The sequence below is a fragment of the Streptomyces sp. NPDC026500 genome (assembly GCF_055567635.1).
Genome location: NZ_JBVHQB010000004.1, coordinates 1 through 17,962, shown reverse-complemented (window position 1 = coordinate 17,962; position 17,962 = coordinate 1). Strand labels below are relative to the sequence as shown.

Here is a 17,962-nt window from a genome sequence, read left to right as displayed (position 1 = left end):
CTCCCGCCCGCGCCGACGCTCCGCCGGCGCGGGCGCAGGGGTCATCCGATGGTGTCGTCGTGCCAGCCGAAGCTCTTCTCCACTGCCTTGCGCCAGTTGTGATACTCGCTGTCGCGCACCGAGGCCTCCATGGACGGCGTCCACTCGACGTCCTTCTGCCAGTGCGTCTTCAGCTCGTCGAGGTCGTTCCACACCCCGGTCGCGAGCCCGGCCGCGTACGCGGCGCCCAGGCAGGTCGTCTCGGAGACCTTCGGGCGGATCACCGGTACGCCGAGGACATCCGCCTGGTGCTGCATCAGCAGATTGTTCTTGGTCATGCCACCGTCCACCTTCAGGGTGGTGATCTGCACCCCGGAGTCCTGGTACATGGCGTCCACGACCTCACGCGTCTGCCAGCTCGTGGCCTCCAGGACCGCGCGCGCGAGGTGCGCCTTCGTGACGTACCGCGTGAGACCGGTGATGACGCCGCGCGCGTCCGAGCGCCAGTAGGGGGCGAACAGGCCCGAGAAGGCCGGCACGATGTACGCGCCGCCGTTGTCCTCGACGCTCGCCGCCAGCGTTTCGATCTCGTCGGCGGAACGGATGATGCCGAGCTGGTCCCGGAACCACTGCACCAGCGCGCCCGTGATCGCGATCGACCCTTCGAGGCAGTAGACGGGTGCCTCGGTGCCGATCTTGTATCCCATGGTCGTCAGCAGTCCGTTCTTGGAGGGAACGGGCCTGTTGCCGGTGTTCAGCAGCAGGAAGCTGCCGGTGCCGTAGGTGTTCTTGGCCGTGCCGACGTCGTAGCAGGCCTGCCCGAAGACCGCCGCCTGCTGGTCGCCGAGCGCCGACGCGACCGGGACACCGCCGAGTTGGCCCACGGCGGTGCCGTACACCTCGGCGGAGGACCTGATCTCGGGGAGTACCGCTTCGGGGATGTTCATCGCGGAGAGGATGGACGGGTCCCACTGGAGGGTTTCCAGGTTCATCAGCATGGTGCGCCCGGCGTTGGTCACGTCGGTCACGTGCTGCCCGCCGGCCGTGCCGCCGGTCAGGTTCCAGATGAGCCACGAGTCGATGGTGCCGAAGGCGATCTCACCGCGCTCGGCGCGCGTGCGCAGGCCCGGGACATTGTCGAGCAGCCAGGCCGCCTTGGGCCCGGAGAAGTAGCTTGCGAGGGGCAGGCCGGTCTGCTCGCGGAAGCGGTCCTGACCGTCCGAGCCGCCCAGTTCGTTGCAGAGCGCCGACGTGCGGGTGTCCTGCCAGACGATCGCGTTGTGGACGGGCTTGCCGGTGGCGCGGTCCCAGAGAACCGTCGTCTCGCGTTGGTTGGTGATGCCGAGCGCGCTCAGCTGGTCGGCGCGCAGCCCGGCCTTGGCGAGCGCTCCCGCGACCACGGCCTGCACCTTGGACCAGATCTCGGTGGCGTCGTGCTCCACCCAGCCCGGTTTGGGGAAGATCTGGCGGTGTTCGCGCTGGTCGACGGCGACGATCGCGCCGTTCCGGTCGAAGATGATGCAGCGGCTCGAGGTGGTGCCCTGGTCGATTGCGGCGACGTATTTCTCGGCGTTGTCCGTCATGTCGTCCCCTTACGGGTTCTTCGTCAGGAGGCTGCGTTCTCGTCAGGAGGGTGGCTGGGCCTTCGTCAGGCGGCTGAGCTTCCGAGGTGGCTGCGTTTCGTCAGAAGGCCACGTTGTAGATCCCGGCGCCGATGGCGGCACCCGCGATCGGGCCGACCACCGGAATCCAGGAGTATCTCCACTCCGAAGTGCCCTTGTTGGGAATCGGCAGCAGCGCGTGGGTGAGGCGGGGTCCCAGGTCGCGGGCCGGATTGATGGCGTACCCGGTCGGGCCGCCCAAGGAGAGACCGATGCCGACGACGAGGAAGGAGATGAGCAGTACCGGCAGACCCGCGTCGCCGATGCCCGCGACGTGCTTGCTGCCGCCGACCAACCCGAGAATGGGCAGCATCAGGGCGGCCGTGGCGATGATCTCGGTGATCAGGTTCTGCACCGGGTTGTCGATCTCCGGGCGAGTCGAGAAGATCCCCAGCGTCTCGATGGCCTTGTCCTCCTCGGCGTTGAGGTTGAACTGGCCGAGGTAGAGCAGCCAGCACAGGACCGCCCCGATGATGGCTCCGGCGAACTGTCCGAGGAGGTAGAAGGGCACGTCCGACCACTTCGTCGAGCCCTCGATCGCGAATCCGATGGTGACCGCCGGGTTGATCTGCCCTCCCGACAGCGGTGCCGCGGTGTAGGCGCCGGCGAGGACGCCGAAGCCCCACCCGAAGGCGATGACGACCCACCCCGCTCCCTGGGCCTTGGATTTGTTCAGGGTGACAGCGGCGCACACACCCGCGCCGAACAGAATCAGAATCGCGGTACCGATCAACTCGCCGACAAAGATGTCTCCGTTGCTCATGGCGGCTCCTAGGCCTCGCCCGGGGCGATCCGCTCCGGGCCACCGTGCAGGGTGCGTTTCCCATGGCTACTTCAGCCGAAGGCAGGGAGATCCCGCGCCCCGCTCGGCGTCCGTGACGAGCGTGCCGTCGCAGCGGAATCGCCCGTGGGGGACGGGCCTGGGTACAGGCCGGAAACCCGAGCGGTGCGGTGCCTGAAGACGCCCGAATGCGGCGATGCCGACTGACACCCGGAAGTGTTCTCCGGCACCCAGGGGGCGTCAAGGTCGCGGACTGCAACGGTTCGAGGGCGCAAAGAGGACGCGCCGCGGCGGGGCGCCGGCGTCGTACGAGTGGACCATTTTCGGGAAGCCGGGAAGCCGGGAAGCCGGGAAGCCGGGAAGCCGGGAAGCCGGGAAGCCGGGAAGGTGGTCAGCCGGTCAGCGTGTGGCCGTACGGCTCCATCGGCGCGCCGCCCGTGCCGCGGAGGATCTCATGACCGGGCAGCCCCGCCCGCCCCAGCACCCAACTCGCCCCGTCCAGAACCTTGGCGGCCTGCTTGAGAGGTGCCAGAGAGGTGGCCGCCTGCCGGTGGTCGATCACGCTGCCGGGGGCGCACAGCACCGTGGCCAGCGACAGGGTGACGGCGCGGCCGCCGGCCGCCCAGGGTGTGTCGAGCACCGAGGCGGCCAGCGGGTCGAGGGCGTCCGGGTCGGCGAGAACCAGGAAGTCGTCACCGCCGATGTGCCCGACCAGCGTCGTCTCGGACGCGGAGAGCTGCAACGCCCGACCGACCGCACGGATCAGCTCGTCGCCGGCCGCGAACCCCGCTCCGTCGTTGACCTGCTTGAAGTGGTCGATGTCCAGCCAGCTCAGAGCGAACATCCGGCCGTCCGCGATCCACCGGTCCACCTCCCCGGTGATCGCGTCCGAACCGGGCAGCCGGGTCAGCGGGTTGAGCCCCGCCGCCTCCTCGACCCGGCTTTCGGACAGCGCCCGTACGAGGTCCGCGAGGCGTACGACGCCCACACACCGCCCGTAGTGGTCTACGACCGCGACATCGTCGGACGTACGGTCCCGGTCCCCGTCCGCGACGACGTCGAGCACTTCCCAGGCCGTGGCGTCGACGCCGACCGTACGCGGTGGATCACCGAGCTTGGAGGCGGGCCGATCGGCGTACAGCGCATGCCCGTAGCGCCCCGACATCGACAACAGGAAGCGTGACCGGTGCACCGAGCGGACCGGCATCCCGGACGGGTCCACGAGCAGCACCCCGGACACGTCGGGCGACCCGGTGAGCAGTGCCCTGACCTGTCCGGCCGACGCGGTGGTCGGCAGCAGCGCCGCCGGGCGTACGAACTGCCGTACGGACGGCCCGGACCGGGGCGCGCTGCGCACGCCGGGCGACAGCGCCGGAACGTATACGTCCGCCGAGGGCAGCCGGGCGGGCGGTGCGAACAGTTGGCCCTGCGCGAGCTGCGCGCCCGCCGACACCGCGGTGGCGCACTGCAGTTCCGTCTCGACCCCTTCGACGGACAGCAGCGCGCCGAGCTGTTCGCACAGCGTCCGCATCGCGCGCACCGCGGCGGGCCGCGACAACAGGGACACGTCGAGCTTCATCAGCTCGGGGGCCAGGTCCGTGAGCAGGCGCAGCGGTACGTCGCCGTCGCCGATGCCGTCCGCGCAGATCCGGAAGCCCTCGCCGCGCACCGCGGCCACCGCCTCCAGCAGGGCGTGCTGGGGCACGTGTGTGTACGGCGGGCCAACGTCGACGGTGACCTCCCAGGGCAGCCGCCCGGCGTCCTGCACCTCGTTCCGCAGTGCCGAGAGCCTGCCGAGGTCGGCCAGGGTTCCGGCGAACACGTTGACGTGCAGGGGCAGCAGCGTCTCCCTGCGGGCGGCGGCCCGGATGGCCAACGCGGCCAGCCTGCCGTCGAGTTCGGGGTCGCGGCGGGCCTGAGCCAGGATGTCGCCGGACTCCGGACGGGCGAGTATCTCCAGCGCCGCGACCCCTCCGGTCGTCAGATTGACGACCGGCTGGAAGGCGAAGCGGACAGTATCCGTCCAGGAGGGCACAACAGCATGGTGCCGCCGTCGGCGTACGCCGGTGGGCGATTCATACGGAGTTCACGCAGGATTCCGAGGTCGTCACAGTGGGTGTGTACGAGCCCCCGGGCGGGCCCGCACGCACCTTCCCACCGAGACCGGTTCCACCGCAGGGCCGCCCGAGCCGGAGGGCGCCCGGCGCCGGCCCAGGCTCCGGCGCAGAGCCGGCCGGTCCTCGGCGGACCACCGCGGGGGTCACCGCACCGCCACGACCGATGAGCCGTGTCCGAACAGCCCCTGGTTCGCGGTGATTCCCACATTCGCCCCGGCGACCTGCCGGGCACCCGCACCGTCCCGCAACTGCCACGTCAGTTCGCACACCTGGGCGATGGCCTGCGCCGGAACGGCCTCCCCGAAGGAGGCGAGCCCGCCGCTGACGTTCACCGGTATGCGCCCGCCGAGCGCCGTGGCGCCCTCGCGCAGCAGTTTGGCGGCTTCGCCCTCCCCACAGAACCCGAGGTCCTCGTACCACTGCAGCTCCAGGGCCGTCGACAGGTCGTACACCTCGGCGAACGAGAGATCCTCGGGCCCGACACCCGCCTCCTCGTATGCCGCCTGGGCGATGGAGGACCGGAAGGTCCCGGCCGCGGGCTCCACCGCGACCGCGGAATCCGTCGCCATGTCCGGCAGATCCAGCACCGTGTTGGGATAGCGCGGCGTCACGGTCGACACCGCGCGGATCCGCACCGGCTCGGATGCCCCGTGCCGGCGCGCGAACTCCATGCCGGCGAGCACCACGGCCGCGCCGCCGTCGGAGGTCGCGCAGATGTCGAGCAGCCGCAGCGGATCGGCGACGACGGCCGATGCGGCGACCTCCTCGGCCGTGACCCTCTTGCGGTAACGGGCGTTGGGATTGAGTGCGCCCAGGGCCGCGTTCTTCACCTTGACCTGGGCGAAGTCCTCCGGAGTGTCGCCGTACAGAGCCATCCGGCGCCGCGCGTACAGCCCGAAATACGTCGGGTTCGTCGCCCCGAGGACGCGGAAGCGCAGCCAGTCCGGATCGTCCGGCCGGTCCCCGCCGGCGGGGCGGAAGAACCCCTTGGGCGCGGCGTCCGCCCCCACCACGAGCACCACCTCCGCGAGACCCGAGAGGATCTGCGCACGCGCCGTTCCGAGTGCCTGCGCCCCGGACGCGCACGCCGCGTACACGCTCGCCACGCGTGCCCCCTGCCACCCCAGCGCCTTCGCGAACGTCGCCCCCGCCACGTACCCCGGATAGCCTCCGCGCACGGTGTCCGCGCCCACGATCGAGTCGACGTCCCGCCAGTCGATCCCCGCGTCGGTCAGTGCCGCGCGCGCCGCCGCGACCCCGTACTCGACGAAACCCCGCCCCCACTTGCCCCATGGGTGCATCCCCACGCCGAGCACCGCCACATCACCGCTCACGCCGCCGCTCCCGTCCGCCACGTGCCTCTCATGCCGTCACCCCTGTCGGCCGCCAGTGCCACGTCGTCCAGGTCGTCTCCGTGTCCTCGTTCAACACACCAGGGACGACCTCCACCTCCATGCCCACCGTCAGATCGGCGACGGTGATCCCCGGAGCCGCCTGGCCGAGCACCACGAGGCGCTCGGATTCCAGCTCCACAGCGATCAACGCGTAGGGCTTCCACGAGAGTTCCGGATCGGTCACATAGGGTGACGGGGGTCGGTATCGACTGTCGGTGTACGACCAGACGCGGCCACGGGGGGAGAGCGGCACCTCGGCCAGCTCGCCGCCCGTACACCCCGGATTGCGGCAGAAGGCGTCCTCGCGGGGGAAGAACACCGAGGTGCACGCCGAGCAACGTGTGCCGAGCAGACGGAAGTCGCTTCCTTCCCCGGTGAACCATCCGGCGACCACAGGTGTGCGTGTGCGCGACACGATCCCTCCACGGCACTGGATCTGACGGAACGTCAGAAGTGTGCCACGGGCAACGGGAATTGGGCAGGGCGTCCGGGCGAACCAACGGGTGCCCTTCGGGCGTCGGAGTACCTGGCGGGGTGGCCGGGGCCCACGGGGGTGGTTCCGGCCGCTCCGCCCCGGCCGCTCCGTCCCGGCCGCCCAGTTCGGTCCACTCCGAAGACGTCCGTCCGGTGATCGGCTACAGTCCGCGGCGTGTCCCCAACCCCGCACCCACCCGCCGACTTCGCGCCCGATTCGCACTGCTCGAGCTGTGGCGCCCCTTACGGAGAAGGCATCTCCGGCTGGCCCCGCACCTGCGCCGCCTGCGGCACGGTCGCCTACCGCAATCCGCTGCCGGTCGCGGTGGCCATGCAGCCCGTCTACGACGACAGGGGCGCCTCCTTGGTCGTCATCACCCGGACCATCGCTCCCGCGCGCGGGGGCGTGGCCCTGCCCGGGGGATTCATCGACCACCGGGAGGACTGGCGGCACGCCGTCGTGCGCGAACTCAAGGAGGAGACGGGCATCGACGTGGCGAGCAGGGAAGTGCGGCTCGCCGACGCGATGAGCTCTCCCGCGGGCCATCTGCTGCTCTTCGGGCTCCTCCCGGAACGCCCCGCCACCGAACTGCCGCAGTCCGCCGCCACCGACGAGACCGAAGGCTGGCATCTGCTGCGCCGGCCGACCGAACTCGCCTTCCCGCTCCACACCCTGGCGGTCCGCGCCTGGTTCGAGGGACGGTACATCTGAGGATCAGGGTGTCCCCAGACCCAGACCCAGACCCAGCCCCCGCACCCGTACGGGATACGGCGACTCGCTGAGACCCCCCGCGCCTCCGGCCCGTCGCACCACCACCTCGTCCCCTTCCCAGCGGGTCACATAACGCTCGGCCTCCGGTTCCTCCCACCCGTCGCCCGCGTCCGGCACGACGAGCCCACCTCCGCTGCGCCCGCGCGCGGGCGCCCACGCCTCCAGCTCCAGAGCACCGTCGGTACCGCGTACGGGCAGGACGGTACCGGCCCGCGCCAGCACCGGTATCCGCGACAAGGGGGCGTCGACCAGCACCTGCGCCGACCCCTCGTACGCCTCCTCGGTGACCATGTCGTACCAACGCCCCCGCGGCAGTTGCACCGCCCGCCGGACCGCCCCGTGGTCCAGCACGGGCGCCACGAGGAGGCTGTCGCCGAGCAGGAAGGCGTCCTCGCAGTCGCGCAGCGCCCGGTCCTCCGGATTGCCCCACCACAGCGGCCGGACGTACGGGGCGCCCGTGCGGCGCGCCATGTGCGCCAGTGTCATGAAGTACGGGAGCAGCCGCCGCCTTTCGACGAGCGCCACGCGCGCGTGCTCCAGGACCTCGTCACCGAACTCCCAGGGCTCCCTGCGCCCGGCTCGCAGGCTCGCGTGGGTACGGAACAGCGGGAGGTACGCCCCGAGCTGGAACCATCGCAGATACAGCTCGGGCGAAGGGCTGCCGTCGAAGCCGCCCACGTCGGGTCCCGAGTAGGGCACCCCGCACAGCCCGAGCCCCATCACCAGGGACAACGACGCCCGCAAGCCCGGCCAGCCGGTGGCCACGTCCCCGGACCAGGTCCCCCCGTAACGCTGCAGTCCCGCCCACCCGGAGCGCGAGAAGAGGAACGGCCGCTCCTGGGGCACGAGTTCACGCAACCCCTCGTAGGCGGCCCGGGCCATGCCCAGCGCGTACACGTTGTGCGCCTCGCGATGGTCACCGCCACGGCCCTCCAGGGAGTGCCGGGCGGAACGCGGCAGTGTCGACTCCCCGAAGGCCGTGAACGACGTCGGCTCGTTCATGTCGTGCCAGAACCCCGCGAACCCCTGCGCCAGCCGCTCCTCGTAGAGCCTGCCCCACCACGCACGCGCCCGCGCGTCCGTGAAGTCCGGATAGACGGACTCCCCGGGCCATACGACCCCCCGCACGAGCTGTCCCGAGGCATCCCGCACAAAGGCGTCCTCGGCGAGGCCGCTGTCGTACACGGCGTTGCCCGGCTCCGCCTTGACCGCCGGGTCGATGATGGACACCAGACGGATCCCGTCGCGCCGGAGCTCCTCCGCCAGCACCGGAAGCTTCGGGAACCTGTCGCGATCGACCGTGAACACCTGGTGGGCGTCGTAGTGGTCGATGTCCAGGTGCACGGCGTCCAACGGCAGGCCGCGCTCCCGATAGCCCGCGACGATTCTGCGCACCTCCTGCTCGCTGCCGAAGCCCCACCGCGCGTGCTGGTGCCCCAGTGCCCATGCGGGCGGCAGCGCGGCGGCGCCGGTCAGCGACGCCCAGGAGTGCAGCACGCGCGCGGGAGTCCCCACCATCACCCAGCAGCGCAGCGGGCCCCCGTCCATGCGCAGCTCGCACGATCCGGCCCGGTCGTGCCCTGAGCCGGCACCCTCCTTGCCCTCGCGCAAGGTCACGGTGCCGTCCCACGACGTGTCGTGGAACACGAGATGCGTGGCCGCGTCGGCGACCACCATCTGCACGGGCATGGTGAGGTACAGCGGATCGTCGCCCGGCCCGAAGGCCTGTCCGGGGTCCGTGTTCCACAACCGGTACGTCCCGTCGCGCAGCCGGGACCCCGCAGCCCGACCCCCCAGACCGAAGAAGCGGGCGTCGGCCGCCACTTCGGAGCGCTGCATCCAGCGGGCCGCGCCGCCGTCGACGGGCTCCCACCACCGGGGCGGCAGATCGCGACGCAGGATCACCCCACCAGGGGTGAGCACCTGGACCGCGCCGTGCCGTGAGACCACGACCGTGACCCGCTCGGCCACGACCCGCCAGCCGCCGTCCTTGTCCGGCTCCAGGACGGCCCGCGGGTCCGGCTCCGGGCGGCGGCCCGCCAGGGCGTACGACGGCTCCGGCGCGACCGCGTCCCAGCCCCAGAACACCGCACCGCCCACCGTGACCGTGATCCGCAGCTCCGAGCGCGTGAAGCGGACGACGCCGCCACCTGGCCCCGGCTCCACACCGAGCACCGGCCCGGGTACCCGCGCCCGCTCGGCGCCCCGCTGCGGCAACCCGGTGGCGTCGGCACGCCTCCTACGCCACGCGGCTCGCACCGTGAGCAACCCCTGAGTGGCACCCCCCGAGCCGACCGCCTTCACCGAACGCACCAGGTCACGACCGTCCATGCTGCTCACCCTGCCACTACCGACACCCGATGAGTGAGCCGTTCAACTGCCGTTCACCTGTAGCGACGCCACATCTTCATGTCGCGGACTATGTGTGGCGTGCCCTGGTGCAGAAGTCGATCACATGGCATCGTCCGTGTCAGCCGCGTGACGCGCACACCCCCGCTCGTGCGCGACCGACGCACACGACGCGCACAGCCCGGGAGCCGCTCCATGTCCACCACGAACCCCTCACCGCTCTGGCAGCCCACCGACGAGGTCATCGCCCAGGCGCAGGTCACGAAGTTCCAGGCCTGGGCGGCCGAACGGCACGGAGCCCCGTCCGACGGCGGCTACGCGGCCCTGCACCGCTGGTCGGTCGACGAGCTGGACACGTTCTGGAAAGCCGTCACCGAGTGGTTCGACGTACGGTTTTCGACCCCCTACGCGCGCGTGCTCGGCGACCGCTCCATGCCCGGTGCCGCATGGTTCCCCGGAGGGTCCCTCAACTACGCGGAGCACGCCCTGCGCGCCGCCGAGACCCGCGCGGACGAACCAGCCCTCCTGTATGTCGACGAGACGCACGAGTCCGTCCCCGTGACGTGGTCCGACCTGCGCCGCCAGGTCGCCTCCCTGGCCGCCGAACTGCGCACCCTCGGCGTACGCCCGGGAGACCGCGTCAGCGGCTACCTCCCGAACATTCCCCAGGCCGTGGTCGCCCTGCTCGCCACAGCCGCCGTGGGCGGTGTCTGGACGTCCTGCGCCCCCGACTTCGGCGCCCGCAGCGTCCTCGACCGCTTCCAGCAGGTCGAACCCGTGGTCCTGTTCGCCGTCGACGGCTACCGCTACGGCGGCAAGGAGCACGACCGCCGGGACACGGTCGCCGAACTGCGCCGTGAACTGCCCACCCTGCGCGCCGTCGTGCACATCCCGCTGCTCGGCACCGAGGCACCCGAGGGCGCCCTGGACTGGTCGGCCCTGACTGCCGCCGACGTGGAGCCCGTCTTCGAGCAGGTCCCCTTCGACCACCCCCTGTGGGTGCTCTACTCCTCCGGCACGACCGGCCTCCCCAAGGCCATCGTCCAGTCCCAGGGCGGCATCCTCGTCGAGCACCTCAAGCAGCTCGGCCTGCACTGCGACCTGGGCCCCGAGGACCGCTTCTTCTGGTACACGTCCACCGGCTGGATGATGTGGAACTTCCTCGTCTCCGGCCTGCTCACGGGCACCACGATCGTGCTGTACGACGGCAGCCCCGGGTACCCGGACACGGGCGCCCAGTGGCGCATCGCCGAACGCACCGGAGCGACCCTCTTCGGCACGTCCGCCGCGTACGTCATGGCGTGCCGCAAGGCGGGCGTCCACCCCTCACGCGACTTCGACCTCGCCCGCGTGAGGTGCGTCGCCACCACCGGTTCGCCCCTGCCGCCCGACGGGTTCCGCTGGCTGCACGACGAGGTCCGCGAGGACCTGTGGATCGCCTCCGTCAGCGGCGGCACCGATGTGTGCTCCTGCTTCGCCGGAGCCGTACCGACGCTCCCGGTGTACATCGGCGAACTCCAGGCCGCCGGCCTCGGCACCGACCTCCAGTCCCGGGACCCCAGCGGGAAGCCCCTCATCGACGAGGTCGGCGAACTGGTCGTGACCAACCCGATGCCGTCGATGCCCACCCGCTTCTGGAACGACCCCGACGGCAGCCGCTACCACGACAGCTACTTCGACACGTATCCCGGAGTGTGGCGCCACGGCGACTGGATCACCGTCACTTCACGAGGCTCGGTGGTCATCCACGGCCGCTCCGATTCGACGCTGAACCGACAGGGCGTGCGCATGGGCTCGGCCGACATCTACGAAGCAGTCGAACGACTTCCCGAGATCAAGGAGTCGCTCGTCATCGGCGTCGAACAGCCCGACGGCGGCTACTGGATGCCGCTGTTCGTCCACCTGGCCCCCGGAGCCGTCTTGGACGAGGCTCTCCTGAGCCGCATCAAGGGAACCATCCGGGAACAGCTCTCCCCACGCCACGTTCCCGACGAGGTCATCGAAGTACCCGGAGTGCCCCACACCCTGACCGGCAAGCGCATCGAAGTGCCCGTCAAACGCCTTCTCCAGGGTGCCCCCATGGAGAAGGCCGTCAACATCGGCTCCGTGGACAACGTCGAACTCCTGCGCTTCTACGAAGAGCTGGCCCGCGAGCGCGGCTGATCAGCCTCCGTAGGTGGCCTCGGACTCGCCGAGTACCGCGGCGAAGTCCGAGGCCAGGCGCACGGCGCCGGTGGGTGAGAGTTCCGCGATCGAGATGCGCACGCCGGGCGCGGCCGAGGTCCTGAAGCGCGCGCCCGCCGCGACCCACCATCCGTACGATCGCAGCCCGTTCACGACGGCAGACTCGTCCCGCACGGGTACCCAGACGTTCATCCCGCTCACACCGTGGGCCTCCATGCCGCGGTCGGCGAGCTCACGGAGCAGCGCGTTCCGACGCAGGGCGTACGTCTCCTGGGCGCTCGCCACCAAGGCGCGCGTGCCCTCGTCCGTCATCAGCCCGTGCACCGTCTCCTGCAGCAGATGACTGACCCAGCCCGACGTCAACAGCAGGCGACCGTCGTGACGGGCCAGTGTCGTCGGATCACATGCAGCGGCCGCCCACCGCAGATCGGTCCCCAGGAACTTGCTCACCGTGCGCACATGGACCCAGCGGTTCAGAGCGCCCGAGGCCAGAGTGTGCAGTGGCGCGTCAGCGACCGACGACGCGTGATCGTTCTCCACAACCAGCACCTCGGGCTCCTCCTGGAGCACGTGGACGAGCGCGTCCCGCCGTTGCCCCGAGAAGCTGCCGCCCCAGGGATTCTGCGCCCGCGGACTGCACACCACCGCGCGTACCCCCGCCCGTAGAGCCGCCCGCAAGGCCTCCGGGCGGATGCCCTCGTCGTCCACCGCGACCGGAACCGTGCGCAGTCCCAGCGCAGTGACCAGATCCAGCAGATGGTGATAGCCGGGATCCTCCATCGCGACCGCGTCCCCCGGACGCAGCTCCACCGACAGCAGCCGCCCGATCAGATCCAGCGCACCATGAGCGAACGTCACGTGCTCCGTCGGCACTCCGTCGGGCTCCAGCCAGTCGCGCACCGCGTCCTCCAGCCGCGCCAGGCGCGGCGTACTGCGATGCGAGCGCGCACCGGGGGAGAGCCGCGACGGCGGCACCAGCCGGGGGAGCAGCTGGGGGTCCGGATGCCCGCCCGCCAGATCGCGTAGCCCGTCCGGCACGCGCGGCGGCCGCCGTGACGCCACCGCCGGCGCGGCGGCGACCACGGTCCCGCCGCGCCCGCGGGTCACTACGATCGCTCGCTGCCGCAGTTCCTTGTACGCCGTCGCGACCGTCCCCGGGCTCACGCCGAGCCGGTCGGCCAGACCGCGCACCGGAGGGAGCGCCGTGCCCGGCTCCAAAGCGCCTTCAGTCACGCCGCGTTCGACAGACGCGGCAATTCCCTTGGCCGTCGTACCACTGATCGAATATTGTGTTGCCACGTTGCCGAGTATGTATCAATACATAATCCGGGGCAAGGGGGAGCAGTGAGTCCGACAGGCCGCGCAGCCGGATGGTCGACACGCATTCCAGGAGGCCCCGACGGCCGAAGAATGCTCTGGATCGCCCTGGTCGACCGCATCGGCAGCGGCCTGTGGGCATCCGTCTCCGTCCTGTACTTCACCTACGTCACCGGCCTCTCGGTCGCACAGATCGGCACCCTCGTGGCGGCGGCCGGAGCCGTCGGCATCGCCGGCGCACCCCTCGGCGGGCGCATCGCCGACCGCCTGCCGCTCACCCGCGTCCTGATCGCGCTCCAACTCCTGCGCGCCCTAGCCTCCTTCGCGCTGCTGACCACCGACAACTACGCCCTCCTCGTGGTGTTCTCCGCCGCGGGCAGCTTCGGCGACCGTGCCGCGAACGTCCTCACCAAGCTCTACGCCACCCGCATATCGGGACCCGACCGTGTCCGCTACCAAGCCGTCAACCGCACCGTCGCCAATGCAGGTTGGGCCCTGGGAGGCCTCGTCGCGGCCGGCGCCCTCACCATCGGAACCACCGCCGCGTACCAATGGCTGCTCGCGGGGGACGCCCTCTCGTTCGTGGCAGCTGCCCTCGCGACTGTCCGCTGCGGTGAACCGCCCTCGGCCACCCGCACGATCACCACATCGAAGGACCCCGTCCCCGCGACACCACCGGCCAGTCCCTGGCGCGACCGCACGTACCTCGCCTACGTCGCCACCGAGACGGTCCTCTTCCTCGACGACGCCGTGTTCAAGGTCGGGCTGCCCCTGTGCATCGCCCACTCCGACCGGGCTCCCCACGGCCTCGCACCGCTGCTGATGGTCCTGAACAACGTGATGGTCGTGACCCTCCAGGTCCCCCTGGCCCGGTTCGGCGCCACAACGGCCGCGGCCCGTGCGCTGCTCATCCCGCTCTCCGCCTTCTTCGCCCTCGGAGGTGCCACCATGGCGCTCTCGGCCAAGGGCGGAGTCGTGGCCGTGACCGTCTTCCTGACCGCGGCGGCCACCACTTTCACGGTGGCGGAGATGCTGCACGCCACCGTCTCCTGGGAACTCTCCATGGCCCTCGCCCCCGATGCGGCGCAGGGCGCCTACCTCGGCGTCCACGGACTGGCGCCGGCCGCGCAACGCAGCGTCGGACCACTCGCCGTCACAGCGGCCATCGCCACTGGCCCCCTCGGCTGGACCCTCTTCGGCGTGACCATAGCCATGACCTGCATGTTTCAGCATCGCATCGTGCGCGACCGGCTCTTCCGCCCCGCATTGTCAGTGCCGCCCGTTACTGTGAGTGAGCATTGATCGACTGTGCACAGGGGGAAACATGGCGAACACCCAGCACCACACCATGCGACGCGTCCTGCGCCGCGAAATCGCCGGCACCATCGGCCTGCTGACCGACGAACAGGACTTCCGGGCGATGCGGCGCTACCGCACCTTCGCCTTCGACGACCACACAACCTATCTCCGGCAGGTGGAAGCCCTGGTCAAGACCCTGGCCGCCCAGGGCAACCACACCACGCTGGCACTCTTCGACCCCGAGGAGTACGCCGAATACTGTGCCGAAAGCGGCCTTGAACCCGACACCCCCGTCAGCCGCACCCGCTTCACCGCGCAACTGGCAGCGACCGGCCCCACCGTTCCCTACGACGGACAGCCCCTGGAGGAGCTGGTTCCGGACCTCGTCGACGAAGCGGTCCGCCGAGCCACCTGGGAGTACGCGACCACTCTTCTGGCGCGCATCGGCACCTGTGCGACCTGCGGCGAGGACATCGGCCGCGCCTCCTTCATCCGCGCCGCCCACCTCCTCACCCGCGTCGTCGACACCGCGGGCCCGGGCGACCTCCACCTCGTGTGCAGCGTCTCGGCAGCGCCCGACACCCTCGTCGCCGTGCTGAGGGCGGAGGGCCGCACGGAAGCCGCCACACGCCTCGATGAATCCGAAGCCCTCGAATTCACCACCGTCCTGGCCCTCGGCATCGCCACCCGGAGCGCCGGCGGACTCGTCATGCGCACCACCGCACCCGACACCACCGACCGTATCTACGGATGGCGCCTGCGCGGCGAAGACCTGGAGCCCCTCACCGCAGGGGAGGTGTTCGACGCCTACTGCACCGACATCGATTCCGGCGATCTGGTCTCCCCGGAATCGGGCGTCGACTACTGCGTACCACCCGACCTCGGAGACGAGGGAAAGGGGACGGGCCACGCGCACTGAACGCGAAAGGGGCGCCCCATCCGCAGATGGAGCGCCCCTCTCTGGCGCCGACGCTGTCGCTCGTAGGCGGTGCGGTCCGGCTACTCGCCGGACAGCACCGCCTGCGCCGCGGTGCGCGCCTCTTCCGCCGTGTCCGTGGCACGTGCGGCCGAGGCGGCGCGCTCGCACTGGGCCAGCGTGTACTTCGCCAGCGTCGCCCTCACATAGGGGATCGACGCGGCACCCATCGACAGGGAGGTGACGCCCAGACCGGTCAGCACACAGGCCAGCAGAGGGTCCGACGCGGCCTCACCGCAGACACCACAGCTCTTGCCCTCGGCCTTCGCCGCCTCGGCGGACAGCGCGACCAGGTCGAGCAGCGCGGGTTGCCACGGGTCCTGCAGACGGGACACCGCGCCCACCTGACGATCCGCGGCGAACGTGTACTGCGCGAGGTCGTTGGTCCCCAGGGAGAGGAACTCGACCTCCTGCAGAATCGACCGTGCCCGCAGCGCGGCCGACGGGATCTCCACCATCGCGCCGAACTTCGCCCGGAGCCCGGCCGCACGGCACGCGTCCGCGAACGCCTTGGCGTCCGTGCGGTCCGCGACCATCGGAGCCATCACCTCGAGATAGACCGGCAGCCCCTCCGAAGCCTTCGCGAGAGCGGTGAGCTGCGTACGCAGCACATCAGGGTGGTCGAGCAGCGAACGCAGACCCCGCACGCCGAGCGCGGGATTCGGCTCGTCGGCCGGAGTCAGGAAGTCCAGCGGCTTGTCCGCGCCCGCGTCGAGCACTCGCACCACGACACGGCCTTCGGGGAAGGCTTCGAGCACCTGGCGGTACGCCTCGACCTGCTTCTCCTCGGACGGCGCCTGCTTGCTGTCGTCGAGGAAGAGGAACTCGGTACGGAACAGACCGACGCCCTCGGCACCGGCCTCCACGGCCGCCGGCACGTCGGCCGGACCGCCGACGTTGGCCAGCAACGGCACCTTGTGTCCGTCGGAGGTGGCACCCGGACCCGTCGAGGCGGACAGTGCCGCCTTGCGCTGGGCCGCCGCCGACTCCAGCTGCGCCTTCTTCTCCGCGCTGGGCTCCACGAAGATCTCACCGGTGCTGCCGTCGACGGCGATCACGGTGCCTTCGGCGAGCTCCCCGGCGCCGGGGAGCGCCACCACGGCCGGTACACCGAGCGCACGCGCCAGGATCGCGCTGTGGCTGGTCGGCCCACCCTCCTCGGTGACGAAGCCGAGGACCAGGGTCGGGTCCAGCAGCGCCGTGTCGGCGGGCGCGAGGTCACGCGCGATCAGGACATAGGGCTCGTCGCTGTCCGGAACGCCCGGCATGGGCACGCCGAGCAGCCGCGCGACGATACGGTTCCGCACGTCGTCGAGATCGGCCACGCGTCCGGCGAGGTACTCACCGGCGCCGGCCAGCAGCGCCCGATACGCGGCCAGCGCGTCGTAGACCGCACGCTCGGCCGTACTGCCGACGGCGATCCGCCGGTCCACATCTGCCATCAGCTCGGGGTCCTGGGCCATCATGGCCTGGGCCTCGAGTACCGCCTGGGCTTCGCCCCCCGCCAGATTGCCGCGCGCAATCAGGTCGGCTGCCACAGCTTCCACGGCCTTGCGGGCGCGTCCCTGTTCGCGCGCCGCGTCCTCCGGCGGGATCTGCTTGGCAGGCGGTTCGAGTACCGCCGTCCCCATGTGCCGAACCTCGCCGATCGCCACACCGTGGCTCACGCCGACGCCTCGCAGCGTTGTCTCCATCTCACCCTTCTCCGATAGTGCGGCGGATATCGCCGCCGTGATGGTTTTCGAACGTGCCGTCCAGGACAGCGTTGAAGTCACTGCCAGCCGAAGAGTTCGTCGCCGGCCTTCACGTCGCCGTCCTCGCGGACGTCGGAGAGGGAGTCCGCGGTGGCTTCCAGGGCCACTACCGGGCACACCGGGGATTTGCCGGCCGCCTCGACGGCGGCGGGGTTCCACCGCACGACACTCTGGCCGCGCGTCACTGTGTCCCCCTTGTTGACGAGCAGCTCGAAGCCCTCGCCATTGAGCTGCACGGTGTCGATGCCCAGGTGCGTGAGCACGCCGTGGCCCTCGCCGTCGACGACGACGAACGCGTGCGGGTGAAGGGACACGATCACGCCGTCCACGGGAGCGACTGCCTCCGAGGGTTCACGCACGGGGTCGATCGCCGTGCCGGGGCCGACCATCGCTCCGGAGAACACGGGGTCCGGTACCGCGGCGAGTCCGATGGCGCGTCCTGCAAGAGGGGACGTCACGGTGGTCATGGAAGCCTCCGAGGGGGTGGAGATCTATACGGGCAGTCACTGCCTGTCCCGGACAGCGCACTGTTGAGCAGGGTATGTCATATGAAGTGCCGGTTCCGCGCGAGAGATCCCGGTTGGCGCCGTAGGGCACAGGGCAAACGATTTGCGCCTGCTCCCGCACCCCATGTAGAGTCGTACTCCTGCTTGAGGCTGAGCGGCGTGACCAAGCGTCGTTGCCCGGCAGCACCCAACTTGTCAGATCCTATCTCGGGGTCCTGTTTCGCATGTCTGCGGGACGGTGGTCAGGGAGATGGAAAAGCACTGATAGAGTCGGACTCGCCGGAAAGGGAAACGCGAAAGCGGAAACCTGGAAAGCACCGAGGAAATCGGATACGGAAACGGTCTGATAGAGTCGGAAACGCAAGACCGAAGGGAAGCGCCCGGAGGAAAGCCCGAGAG

Annotated in this window: 13 protein-coding genes; 4 read left to right on the top strand and 9 right to left on the bottom strand. The window is 70.6% G+C overall.

The genetic code is table 11. From position 1 onward, the window contains the following. Positions 1–41: 41 nt before the first annotated feature. From glpK to ACZ4N5_RS08340, 5 genes are all read right to left on the bottom strand, one after another. Entirely contained in the window at positions 42–1,562 is a 1,521-nt protein-coding gene (gene glpK / locus ACZ4N5_RS08360) for a glycerol kinase GlpK (protein ID WP_467756338.1), read from the bottom strand. Between the two features lie 100 nt (positions 1,563–1,662). Beyond that, complete coding sequence (locus tag ACZ4N5_RS08355; RefSeq protein ID WP_467756337.1) at positions 1,663–2,403, bottom strand: MIP/aquaporin family protein; 741 nt, start codon at positions 2,401–2,403, stop codon at positions 1,663–1,665. Positions 2,404–2,812: 409 nt separating this feature from the next. Continuing rightward, positions 2,813–4,456: an EAL domain-containing protein gene (locus ACZ4N5_RS08350; RefSeq protein WP_467756336.1), complete on the bottom strand. Its 1,644-nt coding sequence runs from the start codon at positions 4,454–4,456 to the stop codon at positions 2,813–2,815. A 225-nt stretch (positions 4,457–4,681) separates the two neighbouring features. After that, positions 4,682–5,872, bottom strand: a complete 1,191-nt coding sequence (locus ACZ4N5_RS08345) for a lipid-transfer protein (RefSeq protein ID WP_467756335.1) — start codon at positions 5,870–5,872, stop codon at positions 4,682–4,684. 28 nt (positions 5,873–5,900) lie between these two features. Further along, positions 5,901–6,326: a Zn-ribbon domain-containing OB-fold protein gene (locus ACZ4N5_RS08340; RefSeq protein WP_467756720.1), complete on the bottom strand. Its 426-nt coding sequence runs from the start codon at positions 6,324–6,326 to the stop codon at positions 5,901–5,903. Positions 6,327–6,581: 255 nt separating this feature from the next. Between ACZ4N5_RS08340 and ACZ4N5_RS08335 the strand changes: the two genes are divergently transcribed. Beyond that, positions 6,582–7,118, top strand: a complete 537-nt coding sequence (locus ACZ4N5_RS08335) for an NUDIX domain-containing protein (protein ID WP_467756334.1) — start codon at positions 6,582–6,584, stop codon at positions 7,116–7,118. Positions 7,119–7,121: 3 nt separating this feature from the next. Here ACZ4N5_RS08335 and ACZ4N5_RS08330 read toward each other — a convergent pair whose 3' ends face one another. Beyond that, a complete protein-coding gene (locus ACZ4N5_RS08330; protein ID WP_467756333.1) occupies positions 7,122–9,509 on the bottom strand; it encodes a glycoside hydrolase family 31 protein in 2,388 nt (795 codons plus the stop codon). Positions 9,510–9,722: 213 nt separating this feature from the next. On the opposite strand from ACZ4N5_RS08330, the gene ACZ4N5_RS08325 reads away from it, so the two are divergent. Then, a complete protein-coding gene (locus ACZ4N5_RS08325; RefSeq protein ID WP_467756332.1) occupies positions 9,723–11,690 on the top strand; it encodes an acetoacetate--CoA ligase in 1,968 nt (655 codons plus the stop codon). Here ACZ4N5_RS08325 and ACZ4N5_RS08320 read toward each other — a convergent pair whose 3' ends face one another. Continuing rightward, positions 11,691–13,010, bottom strand: a complete 1,320-nt coding sequence (locus ACZ4N5_RS08320; protein WP_467756331.1) for an aminotransferase class I/II-fold pyridoxal phosphate-dependent enzyme — start codon at positions 13,008–13,010, stop codon at positions 11,691–11,693. Positions 13,011–13,121: 111 nt separating this feature from the next. Between ACZ4N5_RS08320 and ACZ4N5_RS08315 the strand changes: the two genes are divergently transcribed. After that, entirely contained in the window at positions 13,122–14,330 is a 1,209-nt protein-coding gene (locus tag ACZ4N5_RS08315) for an MFS transporter (protein WP_467756330.1), read from the top strand. A gap of 22 nt (positions 14,331–14,352) precedes the next feature. Further along, positions 14,353–15,246 (top strand): hypothetical protein, encoded by an 894-nt coding sequence (locus tag ACZ4N5_RS08310; RefSeq protein WP_467756329.1) that lies wholly within the window; start codon positions 14,353–14,355, stop codon positions 15,244–15,246. 80 nt (positions 15,247–15,326) lie between these two features. Here ACZ4N5_RS08310 and ptsP read toward each other — a convergent pair whose 3' ends face one another. Beyond that, entirely contained in the window at positions 15,327–16,997 is a 1,671-nt protein-coding gene (gene ptsP, locus ACZ4N5_RS08305) for a phosphoenolpyruvate--protein phosphotransferase (RefSeq protein ID WP_467756328.1), read from the bottom strand. 77 nt (positions 16,998–17,074) lie between these two features. Then, positions 17,075–17,524, bottom strand: a complete 450-nt coding sequence (locus ACZ4N5_RS08300; RefSeq protein ID WP_355839341.1) for a PTS sugar transporter subunit IIA — start codon at positions 17,522–17,524, stop codon at positions 17,075–17,077. Between the last annotated feature and the right edge of the window lie 438 nt (positions 17,525–17,962).

Coding starts and splice junctions, on each gene's coding strand:
- glpK (WP_467756338.1), bottom strand. CDS start 1,562: ATGACGGACAACGCCGAGAAATACGTCGCCGCAATCGACCAGGGCACC.
- ACZ4N5_RS08355 (WP_467756337.1), bottom strand. CDS start 2,403: ATGAGCAACGGAGACATCTTTGTCGGCGAGTTGATCGGTACCGCGATT.
- ACZ4N5_RS08330 (WP_467756333.1), bottom strand. CDS start 9,509: ATGGACGGTCGTGACCTGGTGCGTTCGGTGAAGGCGGTCGGCTCGGGG.
- ACZ4N5_RS08325 (WP_467756332.1), top strand. CDS start 9,723: ATGTCCACCACGAACCCCTCACCGCTCTGGCAGCCCACCGACGAGGTC.
- ACZ4N5_RS08315 (WP_467756330.1), top strand. CDS start 13,122: ATGCTCTGGATCGCCCTGGTCGACCGCATCGGCAGCGGCCTGTGGGCA.
- ACZ4N5_RS08310 (WP_467756329.1), top strand. CDS start 14,353: ATGGCGAACACCCAGCACCACACCATGCGACGCGTCCTGCGCCGCGAA.
- ptsP (WP_467756328.1), bottom strand. CDS start 16,997: ATGGAGACAACGCTGCGAGGCGTCGGCGTGAGCCACGGTGTGGCGATC.
- ACZ4N5_RS08300 (WP_355839341.1), bottom strand. CDS start 17,524: ATGACCACCGTGACGTCCCCTCTTGCAGGACGCGCCATCGGACTCGCC.